This is a genomic window from Hansschlegelia beijingensis (genome assembly GCF_045505405.1).
Classification (GTDB): Bacteria; Pseudomonadota; Alphaproteobacteria; order Rhizobiales; family Methylopilaceae; genus Methylopila; species Methylopila beijingensis_A.
In genome coordinates, this window is sequence record NZ_JBJKEX010000270.1 from 1 (window position 1) to 4,248 (window position 4,248).

Annotated in this window: 3 protein-coding genes and 1 pseudogene; 3 read left to right on the forward strand and 1 reads right to left on the reverse strand. The window is 69.4% G+C overall.

Annotated features, from left to right (window positions below):
• A pseudogene (locus tag ACIKT0_RS14015) lies at positions 1-237 on the reverse strand (bifunctional 2-polyprenyl-6-hydroxyphenol methylase/3-demethylubiquinol 3-O-methyltransferase UbiG); the annotation flags it as partial.
• Between the two features lie 122 nt (positions 238-359).
• Between ACIKT0_RS14015 and ACIKT0_RS14020 the strand changes: the two are divergent.
• From ACIKT0_RS14020 to ACIKT0_RS14030, 3 genes are all read left to right on the forward strand, one after another.
• On the forward strand, positions 360-1,613 hold the full coding sequence (locus ACIKT0_RS14020; protein ID WP_407105937.1) for an aspartate kinase: 1,254 nt from the start codon (positions 360-362) through the stop codon (positions 1,611-1,613).
• 85 nt (positions 1,614-1,698) lie between these two features.
• The gene (gene ptsP, locus ACIKT0_RS14025) at positions 1,699-3,975 is read left to right on the forward strand and encodes a phosphoenolpyruvate--protein phosphotransferase (RefSeq protein WP_407105938.1); all 2,277 of its coding nucleotides are present in this window, start codon (positions 1,699-1,701) and stop codon (positions 3,973-3,975) included.
• On the forward strand, positions 3,972-4,248 hold a 277-nt coding region (locus ACIKT0_RS14030), incomplete at its 3' end, for a PCRF domain-containing protein (protein WP_407105939.1). The genes ptsP and ACIKT0_RS14030, both read left to right, overlap by 4 nt.

Consider the following 4,248-nt stretch of genomic DNA (forward strand, 5'->3'; position numbering starts at 1 on the left):
GAGCACGCCGGCGCCGCAGCCGACGTCGAGCAGCCGCAGCCCTTCGAGCGGTCGCATGGCGCGCGCGTCGCGGTGGAAGCGGGCGGCGATCGCGTCCCGGAAGATCGCGACCCGGGCGGGATTGAAGCGGTGGAGCGGCTTCATCGGCCCCTCCGGATCCCACCACCGCGCCGCGAGCGCCTCGAAGCGCGCGACCTCGTCCTTGTCGAGGCTCGGAGCGTGCGCTCGGTCGTCCATAACCATAAGCAGGTTCCTGCGGCGTTGTGTCTGCGGAGGGGCTTGGCTATCTATACGCGCCTTTCGGCCGGCGGCTTACTCCCGCCCGCCGGTCCGACCTCTCTGAAAGCCGCATTCCCGCCATGTCCCGCATCGTCATGAAGTTCGGCGGCACCTCCGTCGCGAACGTCGAACGCATCCGCAACGTCGCGCAGCACGTCAAGCGGGAGGTCGAAGCCGGACACGAAGTAGCCGTGGTGGTGTCCGCCATGGCGGGCGCTACGAATCAGCTCGTGGCCTGGACCCGGGAAGCCTCGCCGATGCATGACGCTCGCGAATACGACGCGATCGTCTCCTCGGGCGAGCAGGTGACGGCCGGGCTGCTGGCCATCGCCCTGCAGGCGGTCGGGGTTCCGGCGCGCTCTTTCCAGGGCTGGCAGATTCCGCTGCGGACCGACGGCGCTCACGGCTCCGCCCGCATCGCCTCGATCGAGGGCGACTCGCTCATCTCCCGGATGACGGACGGCCAGGTGCCGGTGATCGCGGGCTTCCAGGGCATCGCGCCGGACAACCGGATCGCGACCCTCGGGCGCGGCGGGTCCGACACCAGCGCGGTGGCGGTGGCGGCCGCGGTCGGGGCCGATCGCTGCGACATCTACACGGATGTCGACGGCGTCTACACGACGGACCCGCGGATCGTGCCGCAGGCCCGCCGCCTCGATCGCATCGCGTTCGAGGAAATGCTTGAGATGGCGTCGCTCGGCGCCAAGGTGCTTCAGGTGCGCTCGGTCGAGATGGCCATGGTGCACAAGGTGCGCGTCTTCGTGCGGTCGAGTTTCGACGCGCCTGATGCGCCCCAGACCGGGCCAGGCGGACTGCCGCCCGGAACTCTCATCTGCGACGAGGACGAGATCGTGGAACAGCAGGTCGTCACAGGCATCGCCTACACCAAGGACGAGGCCCAGATCACGCTCCGCCGGGTCGAAGACCGGCCCGGCGTCGCCGCCGGCGTGTTCGGCCCGCTGGCGGAAGCGTCGATCAATGTCGACATGATCGTCCAGAACATCTCCGAGGACGGCAAGACGACCGACATCACCTTCACGCTGCCGACCTCCGACCAGGCGCGCGCCATCGAGATCCTCAACGCCAAGAAGGCCGAGATCGGCTTCGCCGGATTGAACACGCAGGCGGACGCCTGCAAGGTCTCGGTGATCGGCATCGGCATGCGCAGCCACGCCGGCGTCGCGGCCCAGGCGTTCCAGGCGCTCGCGCAGCGGGGCGTGAACATTCGCGCGATCACCACTTCGGAGATCAAGATCTCGGTGCTGATCGACTCGGCCTATGCCGAGCTTGCCGTGCGAACGCTGCATTCGCTATACGGGCTGGACAAGGCCTGAGAGTCACAGGCCTTTCGGGCGCGCGGCGGCGGCGGCCCACAGGGCGGTTGAGGCGGGGGAGCTCCCTCCATCCGGAGAGCGGAAGATGCGAGGCGCGTATGGCGGCCCGCGCGTGCTTTTGCGCCGGCTGCGCGAGGTCATGGCTGAGCCGGTCGCGGCCCAGGAACGTCTCGACCGCATCGTCGTCCTGATCGCAGCGAACATGGTCGCCGAGGTCTGCTCGGTCTATGTGCTGCGCACCGATGGCGACCTTGAGCTCTATGCGACCGAAGGCCTGAACCGCGCGGCCGTGCATCGCACGACGATGCACAAGGGCGAGGGCCTGGTCGGCCTCGTCGCCGACGAGGCGGAGCCGGTCAACCTCTCGGACGCGCAGTCGCATCCCGCCTTCTCCTACAAGCCGGAGACGGGCGAGGAGATCTACCACTCGTTCCTGGGCGTGCCGATCCTGCGGGCCGGCAACACGCTCGGCGTGCTCGTCGTCCAGAACAAATCGCACCGGACCTATTCGGACGAGGAGATCGAGGCGCTCCAGACCACCGCGATGGTGATCGCGGAGATGATCGCGAGCGGCGAGCTCGCCGGCGTCGGCGAAGGCTTCGAACCCGCGACCCGGCGCCCGGCTCATGCGACAGGTCTCGCGCTTTCGGAAGGCATCGGCCTCGGCCATGTGGTGCTGCACGAGCCGCGGGTCGTGGTGAAGAAGCTCATCGCGGAGGATTCCGCGGCCGAGCTCCATCGCCTGGAAACCGCGCTGACAGGGCTGCGGGCTTCGATCGACGTGATGATCGACGAGGGCGATTTCGCTCGCACCGGCGAACATCGCGACGTCCTCGAGGCGTTCCGCATGTTCGCCAACGACCGCGGTTGGGGCCGCCGGCTGCAGGAGGCCGTGCTCACCGGCCTCACGGCCGAGGCCGCGGTCGAGCGCGTCCAGTCCGATACGCGCGCCCGCATGCAGCGCCAGACCGACCCTTATCTGCGCGAGCGCCTGCATGATCTCGACGATCTGGCGAACCGCCTGCTGCGCGAGCTGGTCTCCCCCGGCAAGGGCATGATCCCCGAGACGACGCAGCTTCCCGAGAACGCCATCCTGGTCGCGCGCTCGATGGGGCCGGCCGCGCTGCTCGACTACGATCGCACGCGGCTGCGTGGGCTGGTCCTTGAAGAGGGGTCGGCCTCCAGCCATGTGGTGATCGTGGCCCGGGCTCTGGGCATCGCCGCCGTCGGCCAGATCGAGAACGCGAGCGCCCTCGTCGAGAGCGGCGACGCGATCATCGTCGACGGCGTGTCGGGCGAGATCCACGTCCGTCCCACGGGCGACGTCGAACGGGCCTATGTGGACAAGGTCCGGTTTCGCGCCCGGCGCCAGGAGCAGTATCGCGCGCTTCGCGAACGGCCCTCGGAGACGCGCGACGGAGCGAAAGTCTCGCTGATGCTGAACGCCGGCCTCCTGGTCGACCTGCCGCATCTCGCCGAAACCGGCGCGGCCGGCATCGGGCTGTTCCGGACCGAGCTTCAGTTCATGGTGGCGGCCTCCATGCCGCGCACGGCGGCGCAGCAGCAGCTCTACCGCGCGGTGCTGGACGCGGCCGACGACAAGCCGGTGACGTTCCGGACGCTCGACGTCGGGGGCGACAAGATCCTGCCCTACATGCGGGCCGAGCCGGAGGAGAACCCAGCCCTCGGCTGGCGGGCGATCAGGCTGGGCCTCGATCGCCCAGCCTTGCTCCGCACGCAGATCCGCGCGCTGCTGCACGCGGCCGGGGGACGCGATCTCAAGATCATGTTCCCGATGGTCGCCTCCGTCACCGAGTTCGACGCCGCGCGCGACATCGTCCGGCGCGAGCATGCGCGCCTCATTCGGCACGGTCATCCCGTGCCGTCGTCCCTTTCGCTCGGCGTGATGATCGAGGTGCCGTCGCTGCTGTTCCAGCTGGACGAGATCCTGGAGCGCGCCGACTTCCTGTCGGTGGGCTCGAACGATCTGTTGCAGTTCCTGTTCGCGGTCGATCGCGGCAACGCGCGTGTGGCCGGCCGCTTCGATCCGCTGAGCCCTGCCTTCCTGCGCACGCTTGCGCGCGTGGCCAGGAAAGCCAATGAGGCCGGCCGACCCGTGACGCTCTGCGGAGAGATCGGCGCGCGGCCGCTCGAGGCCATGGCGCTCGTCGGACTTGGTTATCGGGCGTTGTCGATGTCCCCGGCCGCAATCGGCCAGGTCAAGGCGGCGCTGCTCGACGTCGACGCCGGCGAGATTTCGGCGTTCATGCAGCCGCTGCTGGCGCGGCGCGACGGCGCGGGATCGCTGCGCGCCGAGCTCAGCGAGTTCGCCGCCAGGAAGAACCTTCAGGTCGAAATGTGAGCGCGGGACTTCCAGAAGAGCGGCTCGAGGCCGTGCTCGAGCGTTTCGCCGTCGTCGAAAACGCATTGGGCGAGACGACCGACGGCGAGGCCCTGGCGAAGCTTGGCCGCGAGCGCGCCGAACTCGAGCCGGTCGTCGAGGCGATTCAGGCGCTGCGGGCGACGGACGCCGAGCTCGCCGATCTCGGAAAGCTGATCGAGGACGCTGCGGCGGACCCGGAGATGCGGGCGCTTGCCGAGGCCGAGCAGGCGGAGGCGCGCGCCCGCAGGGACG